Genomic DNA, 23,694 nt, shown 5'->3' with positions numbered 1-23,694 from the left:
GGACCCGGCACTTATGATGCCGGGCCAGCGTCCGGCGTCTGCTCAACACGGACTTATGAAGGGTTAATCTCTCACGCGCCCGCCCCGGCATCCCCCCCACAGCACGCAGGGAGGGGCCGGAACACCTGCGTTCCGGCCCCTCCCATACTGTCCAGTTCCAGTTCGCCGTGCTGAACCCCTGGCGTTCAGCACGGCCTGAGATCAGTTCAGCTTCATCCAGTACCAGTCGTGCCGCCCGATGGTCAGGTGGTACGGGGCGTCCGTGATGGGCGGGAAGGCCGCGCCGCCCGTCAGCGTGACCGGCGTGCGGTGGTTGTACGCGGACAGGTCCAGCTGCGCCGACTGCGCGTTCGCGGCGAAGTTCGCCACGACGAGCAGCGTCTGTCCCTCGTGCTCGCGCGTGTACGCCAGCACGGCCTCGTTGCCGGTCTCCACGAAGGTCAGCCCACCGAGCGCGAAGGCCGGGTGTGCGCGCCGCAGTTCCAGCAGGCGGCGCGTGAACAGCAGCAGGCTGCCGGGGTCGCGTTCCTCGGCGTCCACGTTCACGCGCTGGTAGCCGTACACCGTCTCCTTGACGACCGGGAAGAACAGCTGTTCCGGCAGTGCCGTCGAGAAGCCCGCGTTGGGGCTCGCGTCCCACTGCATCGGGGTGCGGACACCGTTGCGGTCCGCGAGCGACAGGTCGTCGCCCATGCCGATCTCGTCGCCGTAGTACAGGATGGGGCTGCCCGGCAGGGACAGCAGCACGGCGTTCAGCAGTTCGATACGGCGGCGGTCGTTGTCGAGCAGCGGCGCGAGGCGGCGGCGGATGCCGACGTTGATCTTCATGCGCGGGTCCGGCGCGTACGCGGCGTACATGAAGGCCCGCTCGTCGTCGCTGACCATTTCGAGCGTCAGTTCGTCGTGGTTGCGCAGGAAGGTCGCCCACTGCCCGAAGCTGGGCGTGGCGGGCAGGCGCGCCATGATGTCGCGGATGCTGGTGGTGTCCTCACGCTTGAGGCTCATGTACAGGCGCGGCATGACCGGGAAGTTGAAGCACATGTGGAACTCCGGCTCCTCCTCCGTCCCGAAGTACTGCGCGACGTCCTCCGGCCACTGGTTCGCCTCGGCGAGCAGCAGGCGGCCCGGGTACTCGTCGTCCACGAGCTGCCGCATGCGTTTCAGGATGTCGTGCGTTTCGGGGAGGTTCTCGCAGTTCGTGCCCTCGCGCTCCACGAGGTACGGTACGGCGTCCACCCGGAAGCCGTCCACGCCGAGGTCCAGCCAGAAGCGCGCGGCGCGCAGCATCTCCTCGACCACTGCGGGGTTGTCGAAGTTCAGGTCCGGCTGGCTGCTGAAGAAGCGGTGCCAGTAGTACTGTCCGGCCATGTCGTCCCACGTCCAGTTGCTCGTCTCGGTGTCCGTGAAGATGATGCGGGCGTCGGCGTACTCGGTGCCGGTGTCGCTCCAGACGTAGTAGTCGTGGTAGGGGTTGGGCGTGCCGTCCGGCAGGGTCTTGCCCTTGCGGGCCTCCTGGAACCACGCGTGGTCGCTGGAGGTGTGGTTCGTGACGAGGTCCCCGATCACGCGGAGGTTGCGGGCGTGCGCTTCGCGCAGGAAGACCTTGAAGTCGTCGAGCGTGCCGAGGTCCGGGTGGATCCCGGTGTAGTCGGCCACGTCGTACCCGTCGTCGCGCAGCGGGCTGGGGTAGAAGGGCAGCAGCCACAGGCAGTCCACGCCGAGTGCCCGCAGGTAGTCGAGGCGGGCCGTCAGGCCGGGGAAGTCGCCTTTGCCGTCGCCGTTCCCGTCGTTGAAGGTCCGGACGGACAGTTCGTAGAACACCGCCGTCTTGTACCACTCGGGAGTGAGCGGCGCGGTGGGCGCGAGGGGGGCCGTCTGAACCGGTTCAGCCTGGGTCATGGTTAGAGTGTAGTACGGATGATGAGCCGCCCATTTCAGGACGGTGCAGGCGCATGCGCGTCACCACGGAGGCCGCCCGTGCGTGCCGGGCGGCCTCCGTGGTGACGCGGTGATCCCCGTGGGGGTCAGAGCAGGGTGGCTTCGTGGACGATCTCGACGTTGCCCTTCATAACGCCGCTCAGGGGGCACATGTCGGCAGCCTTGGCGACGTACGACTCGAAGGTCGCCTGATCGATGCCCTCGACGCTGCCGGTGACCTTCAGGCGCATGGTGCTGACCTTGAAGCCGGGGCCGGAACGGACCATCTCGCAGGTCGCTTCGGTGTCCACGCCCTGGGGCGCGTGACCGTCGCTGGCGAGCAGCGCGGAGAGCTGCATGGTGAAGCAGCCCGCGTGCGCCGCCGCGAGAAGCTCCTCGGGGTTGGTGCCGGTCCCCTGCTCGAAGCGGGTCTTGAAGCTGTACTGGGCGTCCTTGACGGTGCCGCTCTCGGTGCTGACGGTGCCGACGCCTTTGGCCAGGTCTCCGGACCAGTGGGCGCTTGCCTTACGTGCGATGTCTGCCATGTTGGAACCTCCGCCCTCAAGTTAAGCATATTTTGCACAACCGAAATTCCATCCGGCCTTGACCGGACGCTCATACAACCCCGCCCCTACACCCACACGCCCGCCCGGCCGCCCACCCGGAACATGCTTTACTGGACCATGCCCACCCCCAGCCCGTGGCCCGTCACGGTCAGCGTCCCCGTCCGCACCTTCCTGTGGCCCGCCGCCACCCCCCGCGCGAACATCCTGCTCACGCACGGCTTCGGCGAGTACAGCGGCCGCTACCACCGCCTCATCACGGCCCTCAACGACGCCGGGTACAGCGTGTACACCTACGACCACCGCGGCCACGGCCACAGCGAAGGCCCCCGCGCCGTGAACGACGTGGCGCTCCTCGTGCAGGACCACATCGCCCTGCGCGAATCGCTGCGCGCCCTCCCCCTCCCCCTCTTCGCCTTCGGACACAGCCTGGGGGGGCTCGTCACCGCCGCCTCGTACCTGCAGGACCCGCGCGGCGTGGCAGGCGTGGTGCTGTCCAGCCCCGCGCTGCTGGTGGGCGTGAACGAACCCGGCTGGCTGAAAGCCGCAGGCCGCGTCCTGGCCCGCGTGGCCCCCGCCCTGCCGCTCACCGTCCTGCCCACCGGCGGTCTGTCGCGGGTGGCCGAGGAAGTGACCGCCTACGAGCAGGACCCGCAGATGTACCACGGCAAAGTGCCGGTGCTGACCGCCATCAGCATGCTGAACGTCTCGGAAGGGCTGTGGGCGAAGGTGCCCGCCTGGACGCTGCCCACCCTGATCGTGCACGGCGACGCCGACAAACTGACCGACGTGAACGGCTCCCGCCGCTTCGCGAAAGAAATTGCCAGCACCGACCGGACCTACACCGAAGTGCCCGGCGGATACCACGAACTCTTCAACGACACCGTCCGCGACGAGATGACCTCCGCCCTCATCGGGTGGCTGAACGCCCGCACCTGAACCTGCAACCCGCGCCTCGGAAGAGAACGGTCGGGCGTTCAGTGGGGCGCGGGCAGGTCGGTGATGAGTTCGGCGTAGTCGGCGTGGTCGGGCCTGATCCCGAGGGGCCACGGGCCGAGCCGGAAGATGTAGTCCTGGGCGGTGTCCGTCCCAACGCTGTCCGTGGCGGCCCCGCTGGCGGCACGGTGCCGGGTGACGCGCACGTGCCCGAGCGGGCGCGTGAAGCCCAGGGGCGTGCCGAACAGCCGGACGCGGACGGTGTCGCCCTGCACGGCGACCACCTGGAACGTCACGAGGCACTGCAGGGCCACGAGGGCCGTCCAGGCGGCCATGAACCGGATGGACGGCAGGTGATTGTAATAGGACGGGGTGCAGCACGCTCCGGCCGGCTGGCGCAGTTCGGTGAAGAGTTGCCACGCGCCGGAGGTGAGGAGCGCGGCGAGCACCACGCCGTTCAGGACGGGCGGGCGGAATTCCAGGGGGCGCGCTCCGGGTGGCCTGGACGGCAGGCGGAGGTGCCGGGCTGGGTCGGCCATGCCCGCAGTGTAGTCCGGCGGTCGTGGGTGGCGGCGCCGGGATGCGGGTGCGGTGCGGGTAACCCTGAAGGGTAGCGAATGTGTGGGCGTGGGTACGTGAGATCAGCGCCTTGCCATCCTGCCCCGGGGTGCTAAACTGCCCTGTTGAGTCAAGAAGCACGGGTCTGAAATCTGCAGGCAACAGAAGACGCCCACCGGTACTTTCCCTTGAAGGAGCTACGACCTTGCAGAACCAGAACCTGATCGTGCGCGGGGCGCGGGAACACAACCTCAAAAACGTGACCGTCGAACTGCCCCGGAACAAATTCGTGGTCATCACGGGCGTGTCGGGCAGCGGCAAGAGCACGCTGGCCTTCGACACCATCTACGCCGAAGGGCAGCGCCGCTACGTGGAAAGCCTGTCCGCCTACGCCCGGCAGTTCCTGGGCCTGATGGAGAAACCCGACGTGGACGGCATTGAGGGCCTGAGCCCGGCCATCTCCATCGACCAGAAGACCACCAGCCACAACCCGCGCAGCACCGTGGGCACCGTGACCGAAATTCACGATTACCTGCGGCTGCTGTACGCCCGGGTCGGCACGCCGTACTGCCCCATCTGCGGCCGCAAGATCGAGCGGCAGAGCCCGTCGGAGATCACCGACAAGCTGCTCAGCCTGTACGAGGGTCAGCGGGCCATCCTGCTCGCGCCGGTCGTGCGTGGCCGTAAAGGCGAGTACCGCAAGCTGTTCGGGGACCTGAAACGCGAGGGCTTCGCGCGCGTGCGGGTGGACGGCACCATCTACGAGATGGACGAGGCCGAGAAGCTCAAGCTGGAGAAGTTCGAGAAGCACGACGTGGACGTGGTCATCGACCGCATTTCGGTGAAGGAGTCGGACCGTTCGCGCATCGCGGAGAGCGTGGAGCTGGGCCTGCGGCGCGGCGAGAGCCTGCTGCGCGTGCTGTTCCCCGACTCGGGCGCCGAGGAACTGTACAGCGAGAAGTTCGCGTGCCCGGAGCACGGGAGCGTGCTGGAGGAACTGGAACCCCGCTCGTTCAGCTTCAACAACCCCTACGGGGCGTGCCCGGACTGCACGGGCCTGGGGCACAAGAACGAGTTCTCGCCGGAACGCGTGGTGGACCCGAAGCTGTCGCTCGCGGAGGGCGCCATCCTGCCGTGGAGCAAGAAGGGCACGGGCGGCGGCGTGTACTACTGGGACAAGATCAAGGCGCTGGCCGAACACATGGAGTTCGACACCAAGACGCCCTGGGGCGAACTGCCGAAGAAGGTGCAGGACGCCGTCCTGTACGGTCCCGGCAAGCCGTTCGAGGTGGTGTACCGGCGCGGCGGGAAGGAAACCATGCGCTTCGAGACGGAGTTCGAGGGCGTGCTCGTGAACTTGGAGCGCCGCTACGCGGAAACCGAGTCGGAATTCATGCGCGAGAAGATGGAAGAGATGATGGAGCTCCGCCCGTGCCCCACCTGCGGCGGCACGCGCTACAAGCCGGAGATCCTGGCGGTCCGCGTGGGCGGCCTGAACATCGCGCAGGCGAGCCACATGAGCGTGCTGGACGCCGACCGGTACTTCGGCGGTCTGGAGGCCGGGACGCTCGACCACGCGGCCATCGAGCCGTACCTGAAGTCCGGGCTGGGCGGCACACAGGCCGCGCACGCCCCCACCCGCTACGAGTACGGGCTGGGCGAGTTCGGCACGCAGGTCGCCGCGCCGATCGGGCGGGCCATCCGCACGCGCCTGAAGTTCCTGGTGGACGTGGGCCTGGATTACCTGTCGCTGGACCGCGCGGCGAACACCCTGTCGGGCGGCGAGGCGCAGCGCATCCGGCTCGCCACGCAGGTCGGGTCGGGCCTGACGGGCGTGCTGTACGTGCTGGACGAACCCAGCATCGGCCTGCACCCGAAGGACAACAACCGCCTGATCGGCACGCTGAAGCACCTGCGTGACCTGGGCAACACGCTGCTGGTGGTGGAGCACGACGAGGACACCATGATGGAGGCCGACCACCTCGTGGACATGGGGCCGGGCGCGGGCATCCACGGCGGCAACGTCGTCGCGCAGGGCACGCCGGAGGAAGTCAAGGCGGACGGGAACAGCCTGACCGGCAAGTACCTGCGCGGCGAACTGAAGATCGACGTGCCCGCCGCGCGCAGGCGCGGGAACGGCAAGCGCCTCTCGGTGCGCGGCGCGACCGAGAACAACCTGCAGAACGTCTCGATCGACATTCCGCTCGGCACGATGACGGTCGTCACGGGACCCAGCGGGTCCGGCAAGAGCACCCTGATTCACGACATCCTGCACGCCACGCTGGCCCGCGACCTGAACGGCGCGAAGACCAGCCCCGGCCGCGCCGAGGCGATCGTGGGCATCGATCACCTCGACAAGGTCATCGAGATCGACCAGTCGCCGATCGGGCGGACGCCGCGCAGCAACCCGGCCACGTACACGGGCGTGTTCACGGAGGTCCGCGACCTGTTCACGCGCACCGCCGAGGCGCGCAGGCGCGGGTACCAGGCGGGGCGCTTCTCGTTCAACGTGAAGGGCGGCCGCTGCGAGAACTGCAAGGGCGACGGCGTCATGAAGATCGAGATGAACTTCCTGCCGGACATCTACGTGCCGTGCGAGGTGTGCAAGGGCGCGCGCTACAACCGCGAGACGCTGGAAGTGAAGTACAACGGCAGGAGCATCAGCGACGTGCTCGACATGACCGTCGAGGACGCCCGTGACTTCTTCGAGAACATCCCCACCATCGAACGCAAGATGCAGCTGATGTGCGACGTGGGCCTGGGGTACATGAAGGTCGGTCAGCCGAGCACGACCCTGTCGGGCGGCGAGGCGCAGCGCATCAAGCTGGCGTCGGAACTGAGCAAGCGCGCGACGGGCCGCACCATCTACATCCTCGACGAGCCGACGACGGGGCTGCACTTCGAGGACGTGCGCAAGCTGATGGAGGTGCTGCAGCGTCTGGTGGAGGGCGGCAACACCCTGCTGATCATCGAGCATAATCTGGACGTGATGAAGTGCGCCGACTGGATCATCGACCTGGGACCCGAGGGGGGCGTGCGTGGCGGAACGGTCGTCGCGACCGGCACGCCGGAGCAGGTGGCCGCGCACGAGAGCAGCCACACGGGGCATTACCTGGCGCGCGTGCCCGGCATCGTGCCGGAAGGCCGCCCGGAGAAGGAGAAGGAGCTGGCCGTGGCCGGTGACGCGAAGCCCAGGAAGGGCCGCAAGAAGACCGCGTGACCGCGCCCGGCCCGGTCCCCAGGCCTGCCGAGCCACGGCCGCGCCCGGCGGCGGGCGTGCCGCTCACGCCCGCCCGCCGCCGCCGCATCCGCGACCGGAACCTGACGCTCCTGCGCCTCGCGTGGGGGTTGATGGCGCTGGCGCTCCTGGCGTTCACGCTGTGGCAGCCGGGCGACTGGCCCGTCAAGCTGGGCGCGTGGGTGCTGCTCACGCTGCTCGCCGACGAGTCGGGCGGCTGGTACGGGTACCTGGGGACGGCGCTCGGCGTCCTGCCGTACTTCAGCAGTCACGCGCCGCCCGCTCAGTGGCTGGTGATCCTGCCGCTGGTCGGCGCGGCCCTGATCGCGGGACTGATCGTGAAGCACGCGGGCGGCCCGCTGGTGCTGCCGTTCGCGTTCGCGGCGTTCGCGCTGCCGATCCTGCTCACGGAACGGCTCGGCCCGTCGCTCGACACGACGCTCACCCTGCCCTCGAACGCGCAGTTCCGCGCGTCGTCCCTGGGGCTGGCCGCGGCGGCCCTGGCCTTCAGTTTCGTGCGGCAGGCGCTCGGCATCTATCTGCGCCGCCGGGCGGAACAGCCGCACCCGGTCAGCGCGCCGCCCCTCCCGGACGCGGGCCTGCCGGACGCCTGAACCCCTGTCCCCTCGCCTGTTCACGGCGCCCGCCTTCAAGGCCGGGCGCCGTTTCCGTTGCCGCACGCCGGGACGCTCTCCCCTGCCGTTTCCTTCATGTCGCGGGCTACACTGCCTGCATGACTCGCCTGAACGCCAACTCCTCCAACCGGAACATCCTCCTGATCGGCACGGTGATCGCCGTGGTGCTCATCGGGCTCGTCGTCTTCGCCGTGCGGCCCGGCGGGAGCGCCAACACCAAGAGCTTCAACCTGGACGGCCAGCCGATGCTGGGTCAGGCGAGCGCGAAGGTGACGATGGTGGTGTTCGAGGACTTCAAGTGCCCGAACTGCAAGAACTTCGAGGCGACCATCATGCCGACCCTGCAGAGCAAGTACATCGACACCGGCAAGGCCAAACTGTACAAGATCAACTTCCCGTTCATCGGGCCGGACAGCACCACCGCCGCCGAGGCCGCCGAGTGCGTGTACCTGCAGAAGGGCGACGCCGGGTACAACCAGTACGCGACGCTGCTGTTCCGCGCGCAGAAGGACGAGAACACCCAGTGGGCCACCAAGCCCGTCCTGGAGGACCTGGGCACCTACGTGGACGGCCTGGACGCCGCCAAGTTCAAGGACTGCCTCGACAACGACCGCACCAAGCCCCAGGTGGACGCCGACAACGCCCAGGCGACCAAGGCGGGCGTGAACGCCACGCCGAGCGTATTCGTGAACGGCCAGCTGATTCAGGACTACTCCGCCGAGAAGGTCGGTGCGGCCATCGACAAGGCGCTCCAGTAACGTGAGCCGCGACAACCGCCTGTACCTCGCGTGGGTCGTGGCCCTCGTCTCCACGATGGGCAGCCTGTACTTCAGCGAGGTGCGTCACTTCGTGCCGTGCGTGCTGTGCTGGTTCCAGCGGATCTGCATGTACCCGCTGGTGATCGTGCTGGGCGTCGCGGCGTTCCGCGCGGACCTCGCGGGTCGCGTGTACGCCCTGCCGCTCGCCGTGATCGGGTGGCTGGTGGCGCTCGTGCAGAACCTGGAGGGCTGGGGCGTCATCCGCACCCTGAAGGTGTGCGGGGTGGGGCAGACGACGGTCGGCTGCGACGCGAAGTGGCCGGTCTTCGGGGACAGCCTGACGGGTCTGTCGAACGTCGTCACGATCCCCGTGCTGGCGATGGTGGCGTTCACGCTCGTGATCGCGCTGCTCAGCTGGCGCCGCTGACCCGGCCCTTCTCCTCTCCCGCCTCCCGGCCCGCCCTGCGCGGGCCGGTCTCGTCTGTGCTGGCGTCCGGCCCGCGCTGGGGTGTACCATCGGGGCAACAACGTCTCCTCCGTCGTCGATCGGGCGCGGCCAAGCGTGGCCGCGAGGGCTTCCGCGCGGGTTGGGTGGGGAGGGGACGCATGAACAGCACGAGGTGGATGGGCCTGGGGTTCGGTGGGGTGTTCGCGGCACTGACGGTGGGGGTGCTGCTCACGGGGGTGCTGCCCACGGGGGTGCTGGCGCAGGGGACCGCGCCGGGCGGGACGGCCGTGCCGACGCTCGACCCGTCGAAACTTCCGGCAGGCGACGCCGCGAACGGCCTGAAGCTGTCCGCCACCTGCACCGGGTGTCACGGTCCGGCGGGCGTGAGCGAGACGGCGAAATTCCCGAGACTGGCGGGACAGCACGCGTCGTACCTCGCGCCGCAGCTGCTGATCCTGCGGGCGGGCATCCGGCCGAGTCAGATCATGAACCGCGTGGCGGGCAAACTCAGCGATCAGGACATCGCGGACCTCGTGGCGTACTTCAGCGCGCAGAAGGTAGGGGACGCATGGGCCGGGCAGGACGCGGCGCTCGTGGCGGAGGGCGCGAAGCTGTACGGGGGCGGCGCGCCGGAACGGAACGTCATCGCGTGCGTGGTGTGTCACGGCGCGGCCGGGCAGGGCGTGGCGGACGTGGGGATCGCGCTGGTGCGGCACCAGTCGCCGGAGTACGCGGTGGAGGTCATGCACGAGTTCCAGAAGCTCGGTACGACCGGCACGCCGCTCTCCACCGCGATGTACCTGGAGATGAAACCGCTCAGCGATCATGAGCTGGACGCCCTGGCCGCATACCTCGCGGCGCTCCCCTGACGCGGCATCAGGGCCGGACCGGGTCAGACGGGTTCGTCTGGGAGGGGCGTCTCCTGCTGTTCGGCGTGCGTGGGCGCGTCGGGCACGGCGAGGCGTTCGACGTGGCTGAGGCGGGCCACGTCCACCCGCAGGTGTCCGGCGGCGTCCTTGCTGTGGATGGGGCGGAAGCGGGCGTTCCAGACGAGTTCGTTGACCTTGTAGCTGCTGCGCGCGTGAATGCTGCTCTGTGAGGCGTCGTCGGTGGCGCGCAGCACGACGAGGATCTCGGCGTCGTCGCGGTCCAGCGCTTCGAGCGTCTGGTTCCAGAGGGGGCTGCCCTGCACGATGGGGTGCACGACCGTCCAGGTGGTCGGGAAGAACGTGACGCGGCTGCGTTCCAGCGGCAGCGGGTAGAAGCGCCGCACGCGGCCCGGTTCGGTCGGGCCGGTGGCGGGGTGCAGGGCGACCTCGCTGCCGGGTTCGCGGTCCTCGAAGTGCGAGAAGGTCACCTCGGCGTTCAGGTCGATGAGTTGCGTGCGGTGGCCGTTCATGACGCGGAACATCAGGGCCTGTCCGCCCTGGTAGGGCGCGATGACGGCCGTTTCGCTGAACAGCACGCGGTGGTTCGGGCGGGAGAAGCGCGCGAAGAGGATCCCGGTGGCGAGGGCCACTCCGAGCAGGCCGACGAAGGCTTCGGCCGTCACCACGAAGTCGGCGGCGATGCTCTTGGGGTACACGTGCCCGAAGCCGATGGTGCCGAAGGTCTGCACGCTGAAGAAGAAGCACGCGAGGTACCGGTCGAGGCCGCGTGCGGGCATCTCGCTGAGGGCGGACGGGCCGAGCATGGCGTACACCGCGCCGAACAGGCCGTTCAGGAGCAGGTACGCGAGGGCCATCATCAGGAAGAAGCGGTTCCAGGAGATGGTGAGCAGTTCGCCGTACAGGTTGATGCCCTGCAGGCCGATGTTCTGGCGGCGGACGTTGAAGCTCCCGTCGCGGTTCAGGAAGCGTTCGCCGCTGTCGTCGGCGACGGCGCCGCCGAGGCCGAGGTCGGCGTTCAGGTCGTTGGAGGTGGCGGAGGTGGGGGGCGTGCCGAGCGGCTGGCGGGCGACACTGTCGGGGGCGGGGCGGGTCAAGCGCGGTCCCGTGCGGGTTTGAGTGCGGGCGGGCAGGGGTGGGGCGCGCGGGCGGGGTGGGCGCGCGCGCCGGACGGACAGCGCGGCCGGGTCACGCCGCGCAGTCTAGAGCATGGCCTGCAGCGTGAAGTGTGCCCGCTTGCCGGGGTGGGGGGCGTGGGCGGCGTGCTGGTGCGGCGCGCCCGGTCCGCCGCGCGGCAGCCCGGACGCCAGCAGTGGGCTGTTCAGGTCCGGCAGGCCGGGAAGGTCGGACGGCGGGGTGAGGTCCGGTCGCACGGCCCGCGCCTGCCTAACGCCCGTTAGCCTGCGCTGATAGACTTCAGGCATGACCAAGACCACCAGCGCCTGGCCGGAGGCGCTCGAACGCCTGCAGCACGACCGCCTCGCCGTCCACGCCGGAGGCGGCCGCAAGGCCACCCAACGCCAGCACGACAAGGGCCGCCTCACCGCCCGCGAACGCGTTGCGGCCCTCGTGGACCCCGGCACGCCCTTCGACGAGCTCATGACCTTCGCCGGGTGGGACATGTACGCCGACGCGGGCGGCTGCCCCGGCGGCGGCGTCGTGACCGGGATCGGCACGGTCGCCGGACGTCCCTGGATGATCATCGCGAACGACGCGACCGTCAAGGCGGGCGCCTTCTTCCCCATCACCGCCAAGAAAGTCATCCGCGCGCAGACCATCGCCTTCGAGAACCGCCTTCCCGTCATGTACCTCGTGGACTCCGCCGGCGTGTACCTGCCCATGCAGGACGAGATCTTCCCAGACCAGGACGACTTCGGCCGCGTCTTCTACCTCAACGCGCGCATGAGTGCGGCGGGCATCCCGCAGATCAGCGCCATCATGGGCAACTGCGTGGCGGGCGGCGCGTACCTGCCCGTCATGTCCGACACGCTCGTCATGACGGAAGGCTCCGGCCTGTACCTCGCCGGTCCGGCCCTCGTGCGCGCCGCGATCGGACAGGTGGTGGACAGCGAGGAACTCGGCGGGGCAGGCATGCACGCCGCCATCGCCGGGACCGTCGATTACCGCGAACCGGACGACGAGGCCGCCCTGCGCCGCCTGCGCAAACTCGCGGACCTGTACGCCCGTGGACGGCAGGCGGGCTTTGCAGGGCAGCGCCGCGCCCCCCTGCCCCCCGCGGGCGCCCGAACGCCGCAGGACGTGGTGAGCGTGGACGGCAGCGCCCCCTACGACGTGCGCGACCTCGTGCACGCCCTCACGGACGCCGACCCGGACGGCGGGAGCAGCTTTCAGGAGTTCAAGGCCGAGTACGGCGAGACGGTCGTGTGCGGCTTCGCGCGGCTCGGCGGGTACCCGGTCGCGCTCGTCGCGAACCAGCGCACCGTGATCCGCAAGAAACTCAAGGCGACCGGCGTGCCGGGCCTCAACACCCGCATCGAGGTGGGCGGCGTCATCTACGGCGACAGTGCCGACAAGGCCGCCCGCTTCGTGCTGGAAGCGAACCAGGCGGGCGTGCCGCTGGTGTTCCTGAGCGACGTGACGGGCTTTATGGTGGGCCGCGACAGCGAGCACGAGGGCATCATCCGGCGCGGCGCGAAACTCGTGAACGCCATCAGCAACAGCGTCGTGCCGCGCCTGACCGTCATCACGGGCGGCAGTTTCGGGGCCGGGCATTACGCCATGAACGGCAAGGCCTTCTCGCCGCGCTTCATCTTCGCGTGGCCCAGCGCCCGCTACGCCGTCATGAGCGGCAACGCCGCCGCGAAGACGCTGCTCGACATTCAGCTCGCGGCCCTGAAACGCGCCGGGCACGAACCGGACGACGACGAACTGCAGCGCCTGTACGGCGAGGTCAAGGCCAAGTACGACTCGGAACTCGACCCGCGCTACGCCGCCGCGCGCCTGTGGGTGGACGACCTCGTCACGCCCGCCGAGACCCGGGACCGCCTGATCCGCGCGCTGGACGCCTGCGCGCAGAACCCCGAGCAGGACGCACTGCGCCTCGGCGTCTTCCAGGTCTGACCCAGGCGGGACGGCGGCAGGACCGGCTGCTGTGCCCTGGATCCGGGGTGGGCTTCGGTATAGTCCGTGCCCACCCTGGATAAAGTTCCTTCATTCGGGCCTTAGAAGTCGCATCGTTTCTCCCGACACCATGGAGGCGAGGGTGGCCCGGCAGCGACCGGTGCGCCCCGAGGAGCCCCCGTGCTGGAATCGTTCAGTTTCGCCTGGCTGTCCCAACCGGAAGCCTGGCTGGCCTTCGCCACCCTGCTGCTGCTGGAAGTGGTGCTCGGCATCGACAACGTCATCTTCATCTCGATCCTGGCAGGCAAACTGCCGCCCGCGCTGCAGGCACGCGCACGCACCGTCGGCCTGCTCGGCGCGCTCGTCATGCGGGTGCTGCTGCTGTTCTCGGTCGCGTGGATCGCGCGCCTCACCACGCCGCTCTTCGCGGTGTTCGGGCACGACTTCTCGGGCCGTGACCTGATCCTGCTCTCGGGCGGCCTGTTCCTGCTGTACAAGGCCGTGACCGAGATGCACGAGCAGCTCGAAGGCGGTGAGGAGCACGCGGGCACGCCGGGCCGCAGCCTGAGTTTCGCGGCCGTGATCGGGCAGATCATGCTGCTCGACATCGTTTTCTCGCTCGACAGCGTCATCACGGCCGTCGGCATGGCGGACGACCTGGGCGTCATGGTGAGCGCCGTGATCGTCACGGTGGGCATCATGCTGTTCGCGGCAGGACCGATCAGCAGTTTCGTGTCGCGGCACCCGACCGTGAAGATGCTGGCGCTCGCGTTCCTGCTGTTGATCGGCGTGAACCTCGTCGCGGACGGCCTGGGCCTGCACATCCCGAAAGGCTACACGTACTTCGCGATGGCGTTCTCTGTCGCGGTGGAACTCCTGAACCTGCGCCTGCGCCGAGGCAAGGCCGTGCAGCTGCACGACCGCACGGACCGCGTGAGCTGACGCCAGCAGAGATGAACGAAGGGGGCGGCGAGCCGATTGACTCGCCGCCCCCTCCTCTACTGCCCTGGTGATTTCCGGGCCACGCGCGGCCGTCCCCGGCATCCCGTCAGGGAACGCCTGCGCGTTCCTCGAAGACGGGACGGTACACGAAGCGGTTCATCGGTTCGCCGTAATCGTCGAGCGGCCCGTTCGGCCCCTCCACCCACGCGTGCCCGATCACGCCGCCGTCCTCGGTGCGGCGCACGCCGCTCACGTACACGGCCGGGAAGCCGCGCCGCCGCAGGGCGCGGAACGTGGCGAGCGACAGCGGCACGCACACGCCCGGACTGCGCGGATACACCAGTTTCGTGAGCCAGCGCGTGCCCTGCATGATGCCCTGCGTGAGCACCGGGTCGAGGGACGCGGCGGGCGGCGGCGTGCCCTGGGCCATCTGGCGCACCAGTTCACGCGGGTCACGCAGGGCGCCCGCGCCGGACTTCACGGACACCCGGGAGGCCCGCAGGGCCAGTCCGGCCGCCAGCACGTCCGGCGCGGCGAGCGCCATGCGCCACAGCAGGCGCGGGTGCAGCCGCATGAACGCCAGCATGAACGGGTACGTGGACCCGTCGCGCAGGGCCGCGCGCCGCACCCGTGCCGCCCAGGTGGAGTCCCCGTACCGGTACTCGCGGCGGTAGGGGTCGCAGCCCTCCAGGAACGCGAGCCACGTCCACGCCACCCCGAGTGCGCGCGCGCGTGCCGTGACCGTGCCGCGCGTCACGCCCGGCAGGGACAGCAGCACCTGCAGGTCCACGTAATCGGCGGGCCGGGTGTCGCCCGCGTCTCCCGTCCAGCCCCGGTTGAGCGCGACATGCAGGGCCGCGTCTTCCCACGACGGTCGGCGCACGCGCACGCCGTACAGCGTGACCGGCACGGACGCCGCCCAGAACGCCCGCGTCAGCCCGAGCAGGCGGCGGTTCGGGCCGGCCGCCCAGTACAGCAGGTACCGGTGCACGTCCAGCCGCACCTGCCCGTCCGGGCTGTACAGGTGAGCGATCTCGTGATTCCAGCGGCCCGGATTGCCGGAGAACCCGTCGTCCCGCCAGCCGAGCCTCGCGGCGACCTCCAGCAGGCGCGGCAGGTCCCGCTCGTGCAGCAGAACGTCCACGTCCCCGTACGGCCGGGCGCCCGGCACCGGGTACGCGAGTTCCGCCAGCATGAAGCCCTTCAGCAGCACGCACTCCACGCCCACCTCCGCCAGCCCCGCCAGCAGCGACACCACGTTGCGGCGCTGCACCATCTGCCGCGCCAGCAACGACAGGCGGTGTGGCTGCAGCGCGGCCCGCATCGCGTGCCCGTCCGGCAGGCGCGACGCCACCCACGCCGCCATGCCGGTCGGCACGAGCAGAGGCGCGTCGCCCCGCACGGGGTCCGGCACGTCCGACGTGAGCAGCTGAGCGAGACGGTGCGGCATGACAGTCATTCTAGAGGCACGCTGCCCCGCACGAACATTCACGCGAGGTGCAGACGCCCTCAACGTCTGCTCAAGTATTTCCCCGTGGCCGCGTCAGGTTCACATGAGTACACTCGGGGCAGTCATCGGGCCGCTCAGGCGCTGTCCGGGTGGGCACATCGCTCACCTCTCCCGTCCCACACCCGCCCGAAACTGGAGGTTCAGCATGTCCAACTTTATGATCTACATGATCGGCATCGTCGTTCTGATCGTTGCTCTCTTCGTTGCCGGGAGCACTTTCGGCTGGCCGCAGAGTTACGTCCTCATCGGTGCGGTCGTCCTGCTCGGCATCGGCATCCTCGCGGGCGTCACCAGCACCAAGCGCCGCGACCCGCCCGCCGGCGAATAACCCCGCCCGCCATACCATAAGCGACGGAGGCCCGGCTGTAACTCGCAGCCGGGCCTTCCATTGTCACCCCTCCTCGAGCTGCACTTCTGAAGGCCGTCCGAGCGAGCCAAGCACCCACGTGTACCGTCAGGAGAAGATCAAACGGATGCCGGTACTGTTTCAGGCGCCTCTGAACTCCGATCAACTCCATGATCACCGCCTTCCCAGGACGATCACCGGAATGTGGGTATCGTCCGGTATACAGCTGAACTCTTAGAGTTCAGCCGAGCGACAAGGGCACCAACAGGTATGGTGTTGAGGAGATAGAAGCGGGCAGGCGTCCTCATGAGCGCTGTTCTGCCCAGGAAGAGATGCTGGCGCTGCTCCTGGCATCACTTCCATCTCCTCGACACCGTGTCACTTCAGGGCGCGCAGGGCGTCCCGCATGATCTCCAGGCCCGTCGCGGCCTCCTCGCGCGTCAGGATCAGGGGCGGAGAGATGCGGATCACGGCCTCACCGCAGTCGAGGTTCAGCAGGCCGCGCCCGAACATCGCCATGCTCGCCCGGTCACGCAGCTTCCCGTCCGGGCTGCCGTCCGGTTTCACGAACTCCAGCCCGATGAACATGCCCGCGCCGCGCACGTCTCCCAGGAACGGGAATTCCGCCTGCATGCCCCTCAGTTCCGCCATGATGAACTCGCCCACCTGCGCGGCGTTCTCCATCAGGCTGTCACCGCAGCCGGGGTGCTTCACGGCGCCCTCCAGCAGGTCCAGCGTCGCGTGCGCCGCCGCCGCCGCCACCGGGTTGCCGCCGTACGTGCTGCCGTGCGACCCGACCGGCCACGTCATCACGCTCTCCTTCGCCAGCATCGCACTGATCGGCATGCCGGACGCGATGCCCTTCGCCACCGTCACGATGTCCGGCTGCACGCCGTCGAAATGCTGGAAGGAGTACATCTTCCCGCTGCGGCCCATGCCCGCCTGCACCTCGTCGAAGATCAGCATGATGCCGTACCGGTCGCACAGCGCCCGCAGCTTCGGCAGGAAATCGGCGGGCGGCACGATGTACCCGCCCTCGCCCTGCATCGGTTCGATGATGATGGCCGCCACCTCGTCCGCCGGAATGATCGTCTGGAACAGGCCCTCGATGTGGTCGATCACGGCCTGCCCGCACGTCTCGGCCGTCGCGCCCAGCGGCGGACGGAACGGGTTCGGGTACGGCACGTGCGACACGTTCGGCAGCAGCGGCCCGAAACCACGCTTGTACTTCGTCTTGCTGCCCGTCAGCGTGATCGCGCCGTACGTGCGCCCGTGAAACGACCCGATGGTGCTGATGATGTGCGACCGCCCCGTATGGTTCCGGGCCAGCTTCACGGCCGCCTCGACCGCCTCCGCGCCGCTGTTCCCGAAGAACACGCGCCACTTCTCGCCCGGCCGCTCCACGTGCTTGACCATGCGCTCCGCGAGACTCGTGGTGATCTCCTGCGGGTAATCCGTCAGGCAGACGTGCGTAAATTTCGTGATCTGCTCCTGCACCGCCCGCACCACATGCGGATGCGCGTGCCCCGTCGTACTCACCGCGATGCCTGCGAAGAAATCCAGCATCGTGTTCCCGTCCACGTCCGTGAGCCACACGCCCTCCCCGTGATCCGGCACGAACGGATAGGGCCGCATGTAGGAGGTCGAGAGGTGCTGTGAGTCACGCTCCATGATCACGGCGGTTTTGGGGCCGGGCAGAGAAGTCTTCAGTTCAGGCTGACGGGGTTTAGGAAGGGTGGTCATGGGTGTTCTCCTGGGGGTGGGACGGCAGGGTCGCGGACGACCCCTCCGTCCCTTCGGGTCACCTCTCCTCAGAGAGAGGCGGATGATTCTGGCTTCCCTTGACTCGTTGAGCCCACAGGGAGGGGCGCTGGCCGCACAGCGGACGGAGGGGTCGCCTCTCGCTCAGTCGCCGCTGACGGGTTGCGCGGCCTGAATCATGCCGTCGGGTGCGGTGTCCGTCACGGCCATGTCCAAGCCGATGCCGTGGGCGGCCCACTTGTCCTCGCGGCTGTTGAGGCGGTGCTTGGTGGCGCCGGGACGGTTGCGGCTCTCGCTGAATTCCTTGGGTTCGATGCTGATGCGTTCGCCTTCCATCAGGCCGTAGATGCCGCTCTGGCCGGGTTCCTTGCGTTGCCATTCGGTGGGGACGAGCATGTCGGGGCCGGTGTAGTCGGTGGGTTCGCTGTACGCGGCGATGTAGCCCTCGAAGTTGCGGAGGATGAGTTTCTCGGGGCTGTGGCTCAGGACGTAGTTGGGGGCGACGGGGATCTTGCCACCGCCGCCGGGCGCGTCGACGACGTAGGTGGGGACACTGTAGCCGCTGGTGTGGCCGCGCAGGCTTTCCATGATTTCCAGGCCCTTGCTGACGGTGGTGCGGAGGTGCCCGGCGCCGTGGACGAGGTCGCACTGGTAGATGTAGTAGGGGCGGACGCGGATCTTGACGAGTTCCCGCACGAGTTTCTGCATGATGACGGCGTGGTCGTTCACGCCGCGCAGCAGGACGCTCTGGTTGCCCAGCGGCACGCCGGCGCGGGTGAGGCGGTCGCAGGCGTCGGCGACTTCGGGGGTGATCTCCCGCGGGTGGTTGACGTGGATGTTCATCCAGACGGGGTGGTTCTCGCTCAGCACGTCGCAGAGTTCCTGCGTGACACGCATCGGCATGAAGACGGGGACGCGCGTGCCGATGCGGATGATCTCGATGTGTTCGATCTTGCGGAGTTCCGCGAGCAGGCGGCCCAGCACCTTGGGGGCCAGGGTGAGGGGGTCGCCGCCGGACAGCAGCACGTCGCGCACCTGGGGGGTGTTGCGCAGGTAGTTGAGCTGCGCCTCGTACTCGGCGGGGTTGAAGGTCTCGCTGGGGTCGCCCACGATGCGGCTGCGGGTGCAGTAGCGGCAGTAGCTGGCGCACTGCGTGGTGACGAGCATCAGGACGCGGTCCGGGTAGCGGTGCACCAGGCCGGGGACGGGACTGTGCTTGTCCTCGGCGAGGGAGTCTTCCATCATGCTGGTGAACGGTTCGAGTTCGTGGTGGGTGGGGATCACCTGCCGCCGGACGGGGCAGGTGGGGTCCGTGGGGTGCATCAGGGACGCGAAGTACGGGGTGATGTCGAGGCGGAAGATGCCCTTGGCGCTGGCACCCTGGCGTTCGCTGTCGGTCAGGCGGACGACTTCTTCGAGTTCGTCGACGGTGTTGATGCGGTTCTTGAGCTGCCATTTCCAGTCGTACCACTGTTCGTCGGGCACGTCCGCCCACTTGGGTGCGCGGTGGTTTCTGGGCAGCATCTGCTGGCTGTCGGTGGTCGCGTGGGGGTGGATGTGCATGCGGTTGACCTCGGGGGACGCAGGAGTGACCGTGCCCGGCAACGGTGGTTGCGGGTTCGGGTGGGTGCTCTCGTGAAGTTCGGGAGGGCGGATGGACGTTCTGGCCTCTTCAGCTTAATGGTGGGCGTGGTTGCATTGGAATGGGCGTTGACGTTCAAAAGCGGCTGTTTCTCGGCCAAAACCCTGCCAAACGGCACGCCGCACTTTACGCTTGCCAAGTATCCTGCTAGACTCGGCCCAATGAAACTGCATGGCGGCTCCCTCGACCCCCTCGACTACCGCATTCTGAGAGAGCTTCAGGAGGACGCCCGCCTGAGCATGCGCGAGCTGGGCCGCCGCGTTGACCTGTCCGCGCCCGCCGTCACCGAACGCGTCCGCCGCCTGGAAGAGACGGGCGTCGTCCTCGGGTACGGTGCGCGCGTGGCGTCCAAACCGCTCGGGCGCAGCATCACGGCCTTCGTCGGCGTGCAGGACAGCGGCAAGCGCGACCCGGAACTCGTCCGCTGGGCACAGAAGCACGACAGCGTGCTGGAGTGCCACAGCGTCACCGGCAACAACTCCTGCATCCTGAAGGTCGCCGTGCCGGACGTGCACGCCCTGGAAGGCCTGCTCGGCGAACTCATCGCGATGGGTTTCACCTGCGAGACCAGCATCGTGCTCAGCACGCCGCTGGAAGGCAAACTGATGCTCCCACCCCGCTGAACGGGGCGCGGGTGCGCCCGCTGCGGCCTGACGCGCCCACCTGTCGGGCCGGGTAAGCTGCCTGCATGCTTGCTGAACTGCGTGACCTGTTCGTGCGTGACCTGGAGAGACTGACGGCGCAGCTGGAGGCGTACCCGTCGGAGGCGTCGGTGTGGGTGGTGCCGGACGGCGTGCTGAATTCCGGCGGGACGCTGGTGCTGCATCTGGTGGGGAACCTGTCTCAGTTCGTGGGGCTGGAGCTGGGCGGCGTGCCGTTCGTGCGGGACCGTGCGGCGGAGTTCGCGCGGCAGGACGTGCCGCGCGCGGAGCTGCTGGCGCTCCTGGCCGGGGTGCGGGAGGCCGTGTCTGGCACGCTGGAGCGCCTGCCGGAGTCGCGGCTGGGCGAGGTGAGCGGCACGCAGCTGCCGGGCTTTCCGGCGGGCATGACGGTCGGGTTCTTTCTGGTGCACCTGTACGGGCACCTGAACTGGCACCTGGGGCAGCTGGATTACCACCGCCGCATGACGGGTACGGGCCAGTGAGAGGCAGCGGCCGGTGACGGGCGAAGGCTTCGTGCAGACCTTCATACTGGGGTCGCTGCCGGACGGCACGCCCGGGGCGGCGTTCGCGCTGGTGACGGCGCAGGACGGGTGGGACGCGGGCCGGGCCGACCTGCGCTTCGCGCTGGAGGACGACCGCTTCGTGCTGCGGCGCGCTTACCCGGCGGGCACCCTCCTGAGTTTCAAGGTGACGCGCGGCTCCGCGCAGAGCGAGGAGGGGGACGCGTGGGGGCAGCGTCGCCCGGACCGGCGGCACGAGGTGACGGGCGACGCGGTGCACGTGCTGGACGTGCAGTCGTGGATGGACGGGCCGAGCGTGCCGCGTCCCTCGAGCGTGACGGGCGTCACGTGGACGCACGCCCTGCACAGCCCGGAGCTGGGGGACGCGCTCACGGTGACGGTGTGGGTCCCGCCCGGCTACTCCGGCGGCACGGCGCGGTTCCCGGTGCTGTACCTGCACGACGGGCAGAACGTACTGGATCGCCGGACGGCGTTCGCGGGCGAGGAGTGGGCGTGCGACGAGGCAGCGCACGCGCTGGCCCTGGCGGGCCTGCCGTGCCTGCTGGTGGCCGTCACGGTGCGCGGCGAGCACCGCGCGGAGGACTACGTGCCGTTCGGGATGGAGGCGAACGGCTTCACGAGCAGCGCGGACGCGTACCAGGCATTCCTGGCAGGCACCCTGAAATCCTTCGTGGACGCCACGTACCGGACGGTACCGGACGCGGCCCACACGGCGCTGGCGGGCAGCAGTTTCGGCGGGCTCGCGTCCCTGTACGGCGGGCTGTCACGACCGGGCGTGTGGGGCACGGTCGGCGCGTTCAGCCCGAGCCTGTGGGTGAGGGACGGGGGTGGACGGGACCTGTTCGGGCCGGGCGAGGGTGGGCGCGGCATGGTGGAGTGGTGCGCGGACCACCCCTCCCCCACTTCACGCGTGTACGTGGACATGGGCACGCGCGAGGGGACGACGCTCGCGTGGGCGGACTCGCTGGTGGCGCACACGCGGCATTTCGCGGACGTGATGGCGGGGCGGGTGCGCGAGGTGCAGCTGGTGATCGCGCCGGGCGACCATCACGACGAGCGGGCGTGGGCGGCGAGGTTCCCGGGATTCCTGCGCTGGTGGCTGGAGGGCCTGCCGGACGCCTGATACGGTGTTGATCCGATTCCAGGGATGCCGGAACGTGTACCGGCAGCCCTTCTTGGGCAGAACGGGAAGAGTGACGTGGCCAGCCGCGTCCGTTCACGACGACACGCCCTGCAGGACGCCTGCCCGCTTCTTGGGCAGAACAGCGCCCATGACTGGCGCAGCTCCGCAGGAGGGGACGCCTGCCCGCTTCCGTCTCCTCCAAACCGTACTTTCTGGCGCCGTTACCGCTCGGCTGACCTCCAGAAGTTCAGCTCGACACCATAGGGCAGCCGGTGAGGACGTTTCAGGGGCGGGCGGCGTCCCTGGCCTGCAGGAGCGCTTCCAGGCGGTCCACGTAGCCGGACAGCACCGCGAAGGTCCGTTCGACGGCGTCGGGGCGTTCCATGTCCACGCCCGCATTCCTGAGCGCGTCGAGCGGTTCGAGACGGCCACCCTCGCCCAGGAAGGTCAGGTAGCGGCGCGCGGCGTCCCCGTGCGCGGCGAAGCCCGCGAGGAGTTCGTGCGCGGCGGCGATGCCGGTCGCGTACTGGTACGCGTAGAAGTTGCTGTACAGGTGCGTGGAGAACTGCCCCCACAGGATGCCGCTGCGTTCGCGGTCCATCTGCACGCCGGTCCCGTACCCGTCCTGCAGCAGGTCGGCCATCAGGGCGTTCAGGTCCGGGGCGGACAGGCCGCGTCCCGTCTCGACGCGCGCGTGGATTTCGGCCTCGAAGCGCGCGAGGGTCGGCATGATGAAGAAGTACCGGTGGAAGTTCCCCATGGCTTCCTCGATGATCGCCACCTGGACGTCCGGGTCCTGCTGCGTGTCGAGCAGGTGCGCGCGGACCATCGCCTGGTTGAAGTTGCTGGCGACTTCCGCCGCGAAGAGGGTGTAGCGGGCGTGCGCGTACGGCTGGTGCTGCCAGCTGAGGAAGCTGTGCATGCTGTGCCCGATCTCGTGCGCGAGGGTGCTCATGCTGGGCAGGCTGTCGTTCCAGCTCATGAAGATGTACGGCTTGATGGGGTACACGCCGTTGCTGTACGCGCCCTGGCGCTTGTGGCGGTTCAGGCCGTAGTCCACCCAGCGTTCGCTGGTCAGGCCGCGCCGCATGGCGCTCACGTACTCTTCCCCGAGGGGCGCCATGCCCTGCGTGATCCAGTCGACGGCCTGCGCGTACGTCACGGTGGGCGGGTTGGCGCTCAGGGGGGCTTTGACGTCGTACTCGCGCAGGTGGTCCTGCCCGAGCCAGCGGGCGCGGACGTTCCAGTACCGGTGCCAGATGGGGAGGTGTGCGCGGTACGTGTCGATCAGGGTGTGGAAGACGGGGTTGGGGATGGACGTGGCGTGCAGCGCGGCCGTGAGGGCGTCCGGGTAGCGGCGGGCGCGGGCCGTGAAGACGTTCTGGCGGACGCCGGTGGCGAGCGCGGCGGCCATGCCGTGCCGCACGGCGAGGTGCGCGTCCGCGTACCCTTCCCAGGCGGAGCGGCGCACGTCCCGGTCGGCGGAGGCCGTGAGCGCGTCGATGTTGCCGTGCCCGACCTTGACGCCGTTCACGCTGCCGAAGTCGAGGTCCATGTTGGCGAGGGTGGGGTGGATGCCGCGCGCGCTCCCGAACGGCGAGCCGAGCGCGCCGAGCAGTTCCTCCACCTCGGCGCTGCGGACGTGCGGCCGGGTCCGCAGGACGCGTTCCACCAGCACGGCGTAGTCGCGCAGGTCGTCGCGCTGCAGCCAGCCGCGCAGGGTGCCTTCGTCCATGGCAAGCAGTTCGGGGGACGCGAAGGCCGTCGCCTGCGCGTGGCTGGACGCGAGGACGCCCGCCCGGTCACGGCGGTCGGCGGCCTGGGTGTCCTGCCCGTCCACGCTGGCCTGCATGCCCGCGTACGCCGTGAGTCGCCCGAGGCGCTGCCGGACCTGTTCGTCCTCGCGCAGGTACGCGGCGAGCGTGACGGCGTCCGTGCCGAGGCGGCCCGCGAAGGCGCGGAGCGTGCCGAGCGCCTCCGGGAAGGTGCGGGCGTCGTCCTCCCAGGCGTCCGGCGTGGCGTAGATCGCCTCGATGTCCCAGCGGACGGCGGCGGGAAGGTCGGCGCGGGCGGGCGGGTCCTGGAGGGTCATGCAGGGCAGGGTAGCGCAGCGGGACGCCCCTGCCGTGAGTGGCGCTCCGGGCATCCCGCACCCTTCACGTGCGG

Annotated in this window: 21 protein-coding genes; 12 read left to right on the top strand and 9 right to left on the bottom strand. The window is 69.2% G+C overall.

The window, feature by feature from the left end:
• Nucleotides 1-201 precede the first annotated feature (201 nt).
• Together treS and IEY33_RS01330 are read right to left on the bottom strand one after the other, a co-directional pair.
• Entirely contained in the window at nucleotides 202-1,899 is a 1,698-nt protein-coding gene (treS, locus tag IEY33_RS01335) for a maltose alpha-D-glucosyltransferase (protein WP_188960424.1), read from the bottom strand.
• Between the two features lie 125 nt (nucleotides 1,900-2,024).
• Nucleotides 2,025-2,462, bottom strand: coding sequence for an OsmC family protein (locus tag IEY33_RS01330; RefSeq protein ID WP_188960423.1), 438 nt, complete (start codon nucleotides 2,460-2,462; stop codon nucleotides 2,025-2,027).
• 138 nt (nucleotides 2,463-2,600) lie between these two features.
• Here IEY33_RS01330 and IEY33_RS01325 point away from each other — a divergent pair, with 138 nt between their 5' ends.
• Nucleotides 2,601-3,419: an alpha/beta hydrolase gene (locus IEY33_RS01325; protein WP_188960422.1), complete on the top strand. Its 819-nt coding sequence runs from the start codon at nucleotides 2,601-2,603 to the stop codon at nucleotides 3,417-3,419.
• A gap of 38 nt (nucleotides 3,420-3,457) precedes the next feature.
• Here IEY33_RS01325 and IEY33_RS01320 read toward each other — a convergent pair whose 3' ends face one another.
• On the bottom strand, nucleotides 3,458-3,955 hold the full coding sequence (locus IEY33_RS01320; protein ID WP_188960421.1) for a hypothetical protein: 498 nt from the start codon (nucleotides 3,953-3,955) through the stop codon (nucleotides 3,458-3,460).
• A gap of 224 nt (nucleotides 3,956-4,179) precedes the next feature.
• Here IEY33_RS01320 and uvrA point away from each other — a divergent pair, with 224 nt between their 5' ends.
• The 5 genes from uvrA (at nucleotide 4,180) to IEY33_RS01295 (ending at nucleotide 9,922) form a co-directional block, all read left to right on the top strand.
• Nucleotides 4,180-7,194 carry an excinuclease ABC subunit UvrA gene (gene uvrA / locus IEY33_RS01315; protein ID WP_188960420.1) on the top strand — a complete coding sequence of 1,005 codons (3,015 nt, stop codon included), beginning with the start codon at nucleotides 4,180-4,182 and terminating at the stop codon, nucleotides 7,192-7,194.
• Entirely contained in the window at nucleotides 7,191-7,826 is a 636-nt protein-coding gene (locus tag IEY33_RS01310) for a hypothetical protein (protein WP_188960419.1), read from the top strand. Before uvrA ends, IEY33_RS01310 begins: the two co-directional genes overlap by 4 nt.
• 119 nt (nucleotides 7,827-7,945) lie before the next feature.
• On the top strand, nucleotides 7,946-8,605 hold the full coding sequence (locus tag IEY33_RS01305; protein ID WP_188960418.1) for a DsbA family protein: 660 nt from the start codon (nucleotides 7,946-7,948) through the stop codon (nucleotides 8,603-8,605).
• A gap of 1 nt (nucleotide 8,606) precedes the next feature.
• Nucleotides 8,607-9,032 carry a disulfide bond formation protein B gene (locus IEY33_RS01300; protein ID WP_188960417.1) on the top strand — a complete coding sequence of 142 codons (426 nt, stop codon included), beginning with the start codon at nucleotides 8,607-8,609 and terminating at the stop codon, nucleotides 9,030-9,032.
• 179 nt (nucleotides 9,033-9,211) lie between these two features.
• On the top strand, nucleotides 9,212-9,922 hold the full coding sequence (locus tag IEY33_RS01295) for a c-type cytochrome (RefSeq protein ID WP_188960416.1): 711 nt from the start codon (nucleotides 9,212-9,214) through the stop codon (nucleotides 9,920-9,922).
• Nucleotides 9,923-9,945: 23 nt separating this feature from the next.
• Here IEY33_RS01295 and IEY33_RS01290 read toward each other — a convergent pair whose 3' ends face one another.
• A complete protein-coding gene (locus tag IEY33_RS01290; protein WP_229670666.1) occupies nucleotides 9,946-11,037 on the bottom strand; it encodes an ion channel in 1,092 nt (363 codons plus the stop codon).
• 105 nt (nucleotides 11,038-11,142) lie between these two features.
• Nucleotides 11,143-11,313, bottom strand: a complete 171-nt coding sequence (locus tag IEY33_RS01285; protein WP_188960415.1) for a hypothetical protein — start codon at nucleotides 11,311-11,313, stop codon at nucleotides 11,143-11,145.
• A gap of 49 nt (nucleotides 11,314-11,362) precedes the next feature.
• On the opposite strand from IEY33_RS01285, the gene IEY33_RS01280 reads away from it, so the two are divergent.
• Both IEY33_RS01280 and IEY33_RS01275 read left to right on the top strand, forming a co-directional pair.
• Entirely contained in the window at nucleotides 11,363-13,021 is a 1,659-nt protein-coding gene (locus IEY33_RS01280; protein WP_188960414.1) for an acyl-CoA carboxylase subunit beta, read from the top strand.
• 180 nt (nucleotides 13,022-13,201) lie between these two features.
• Nucleotides 13,202-13,963, top strand: coding sequence for a TerC family protein (locus tag IEY33_RS01275; RefSeq protein ID WP_188960413.1), 762 nt, complete (start codon nucleotides 13,202-13,204; stop codon nucleotides 13,961-13,963).
• Nucleotides 13,964-14,069: 106 nt separating this feature from the next.
• On the opposite strand, the gene IEY33_RS01270 is transcribed toward IEY33_RS01275, so the two are convergent.
• The gene (locus tag IEY33_RS01270) at nucleotides 14,070-15,413 is read right to left on the bottom strand and encodes a lasso peptide biosynthesis B2 protein (protein ID WP_188960412.1); all 1,344 of its coding nucleotides are present in this window, start codon (nucleotides 15,411-15,413) and stop codon (nucleotides 14,070-14,072) included.
• Between the two features lie 205 nt (nucleotides 15,414-15,618).
• Between IEY33_RS01270 and IEY33_RS01265 the strand changes: the two genes are divergently transcribed.
• Nucleotides 15,619-15,801, top strand: coding sequence for a hypothetical protein (locus tag IEY33_RS01265; protein WP_188960411.1), 183 nt, complete (start codon nucleotides 15,619-15,621; stop codon nucleotides 15,799-15,801).
• Nucleotides 15,802-16,197: 396 nt separating this feature from the next.
• Here the strand turns inward: IEY33_RS01265 and IEY33_RS01260 are convergent, their stop codons facing one another.
• Together IEY33_RS01260 and IEY33_RS01255 are read right to left on the bottom strand one after the other, a co-directional pair.
• The gene (locus tag IEY33_RS01260) at nucleotides 16,198-17,562 is read right to left on the bottom strand and encodes an acetyl ornithine aminotransferase family protein (protein ID WP_188960410.1); all 1,365 of its coding nucleotides are present in this window, start codon (nucleotides 17,560-17,562) and stop codon (nucleotides 16,198-16,200) included.
• A 162-nt stretch (nucleotides 17,563-17,724) separates the two neighbouring features.
• The gene (locus IEY33_RS01255; RefSeq protein WP_188960409.1) at nucleotides 17,725-19,143 is read right to left on the bottom strand and encodes a KamA family radical SAM protein; all 1,419 of its coding nucleotides are present in this window, start codon (nucleotides 19,141-19,143) and stop codon (nucleotides 17,725-17,727) included.
• A 240-nt stretch (nucleotides 19,144-19,383) separates the two neighbouring features.
• On the opposite strand from IEY33_RS01255, the gene IEY33_RS01250 reads away from it, so the two are divergent.
• The 3 genes from IEY33_RS01250 to IEY33_RS01240 all read left to right on the top strand — a co-directional run bounded on the left by IEY33_RS01250 (nucleotide 19,384) and on the right by IEY33_RS01240 (nucleotide 21,528).
• Entirely contained in the window at nucleotides 19,384-19,845 is a 462-nt protein-coding gene (locus IEY33_RS01250) for an Lrp/AsnC family transcriptional regulator (RefSeq protein WP_188960408.1), read from the top strand.
• A 65-nt stretch (nucleotides 19,846-19,910) separates the two neighbouring features.
• A complete protein-coding gene (locus IEY33_RS01245) occupies nucleotides 19,911-20,366 on the top strand; it encodes a DinB family protein (protein WP_188960407.1) in 456 nt (151 codons plus the stop codon).
• A gap of 31 nt (nucleotides 20,367-20,397) precedes the next feature.
• A complete protein-coding gene (locus tag IEY33_RS01240; RefSeq protein ID WP_188960406.1) occupies nucleotides 20,398-21,528 on the top strand; it encodes an alpha/beta hydrolase in 1,131 nt (376 codons plus the stop codon).
• A gap of 283 nt (nucleotides 21,529-21,811) precedes the next feature.
• Here IEY33_RS01240 and pepF read toward each other — a convergent pair whose 3' ends face one another.
• Nucleotides 21,812-23,620 (bottom strand): oligoendopeptidase F, encoded by a 1,809-nt coding sequence (pepF, locus tag IEY33_RS01235; protein ID WP_188960405.1) that lies wholly within the window; start codon nucleotides 23,618-23,620, stop codon nucleotides 21,812-21,814.
• Between the last annotated feature and the right edge of the window lie 74 nt (nucleotides 23,621-23,694).

Origin of the sequence: Deinococcus aquiradiocola, assembly GCF_014646915.1 — a bacterium.
GTDB classification, from domain to species: Bacteria; Deinococcota; Deinococci; order Deinococcales; family Deinococcaceae; genus Deinococcus; species Deinococcus aquiradiocola.
Note: the sequence above shows the minus strand (reverse complement) of the source record. Positions and strands in the feature narration are given on the sequence as shown.

Excerpts from the sequence above, each read along its gene's own strand:
- IEY33_RS01245 (WP_188960407.1), top strand. The coding sequence starts at position 19,911 with ATGCTTGCTGAACTGCGTGACCTGTTCGTGCGTGACCTGGAGAGACTG.
- IEY33_RS01250 (WP_188960408.1), top strand. The coding sequence starts at position 19,384 with ATGAAACTGCATGGCGGCTCCCTCGACCCCCTCGACTACCGCATTCTG.
- IEY33_RS01265 (WP_188960411.1), top strand. The coding sequence starts at position 15,619 with ATGTCCAACTTTATGATCTACATGATCGGCATCGTCGTTCTGATCGTT.
- IEY33_RS01305 (WP_188960418.1), top strand. The coding sequence starts at position 7,946 with ATGACTCGCCTGAACGCCAACTCCTCCAACCGGAACATCCTCCTGATC.
- IEY33_RS01280 (WP_188960414.1), top strand. The coding sequence starts at position 11,363 with ATGACCAAGACCACCAGCGCCTGGCCGGAGGCGCTCGAACGCCTGCAG.
- IEY33_RS01270 (WP_188960412.1), bottom strand. The coding sequence starts at position 15,413 with ATGCCGCACCGTCTCGCTCAGCTGCTCACGTCGGACGTGCCGGACCCC.
- IEY33_RS01325 (WP_188960422.1), top strand. The coding sequence starts at position 2,601 with ATGCCCACCCCCAGCCCGTGGCCCGTCACGGTCAGCGTCCCCGTCCGC.
- IEY33_RS01330 (WP_188960423.1), bottom strand. The coding sequence starts at position 2,462 with ATGGCAGACATCGCACGTAAGGCAAGCGCCCACTGGTCCGGAGACCTG.
- pepF (WP_188960405.1), bottom strand. The coding sequence starts at position 23,620 with ATGACCCTCCAGGACCCGCCCGCCCGCGCCGACCTTCCCGCCGCCGTC.
- IEY33_RS01260 (WP_188960410.1), bottom strand. The coding sequence starts at position 17,562 with ATGACCACCCTTCCTAAACCCCGTCAGCCTGAACTGAAGACTTCTCTG.
- IEY33_RS01255 (WP_188960409.1), bottom strand. The coding sequence starts at position 19,143 with ATGCACATCCACCCCCACGCGACCACCGACAGCCAGCAGATGCTGCCC.
- IEY33_RS01320 (WP_188960421.1), bottom strand. The coding sequence starts at position 3,955 with ATGGCCGACCCAGCCCGGCACCTCCGCCTGCCGTCCAGGCCACCCGGA.
- treS (WP_188960424.1), bottom strand. The coding sequence starts at position 1,899 with ATGACCCAGGCTGAACCGGTTCAGACGGCCCCCCTCGCGCCCACCGCG.
- IEY33_RS01295 (WP_188960416.1), top strand. The coding sequence starts at position 9,212 with ATGAACAGCACGAGGTGGATGGGCCTGGGGTTCGGTGGGGTGTTCGCG.